Annotated in this window: 1 protein-coding gene; it reads left to right on the forward strand. The window is 51.1% G+C overall.

Going from position 1 to position 407, the window contains the following annotated elements:
• Positions 1-142: 142 nt before the first annotated feature.
• Positions 143-407: glycosyltransferase (locus D7Y13_RS44085; protein ID WP_208734722.1), on the forward strand; the 265-nt coding region annotated here is incomplete at its 3' end.

The following is a 407-nucleotide window of genomic DNA, read 5'->3' on the forward strand; positions in this document are numbered from 1 at the left end:
GGTTTAGCCATTGGTATTGTGCTGAGCGTAAGCCGCGACGAGGTGGATGAAAGTAAGATTTAAGTTTGTAGTTTGTGGTTTGTAGTTCCTCCGGCGAAGCCAACTATAAACTACAAACCACAAACTACAAACCAGAAACTGAATGAATGTAATCATTAGCGGAGGGGGAACCGGCGGGCACATCTACCCGGCCATCGCCATTGCCAATGAGTTGAAGGCGCTGGATCCGGCTACCGAGATTCTGTTCGTTGGAGCCGAGGGCAAGATGGAGATGGAAAAGGTGCCCAGGGCGGGCTACAAAATCGTTGGTCTTCCGGTGGTGGGTATCAAACGTGCATTAACCCTGTCCAACCTGTCTTTTCCCTTCAAACTGGGCCGGAGTTTCCTGAAAGCGCAGGGCATTGTGC

Origin of the sequence: Corallococcus praedator, assembly GCF_003612125.1 — a bacterium.
GTDB classification, from domain to species: Bacteria; Myxococcota; Myxococcia; order Myxococcales; family Myxococcaceae; genus Corallococcus; species Corallococcus praedator.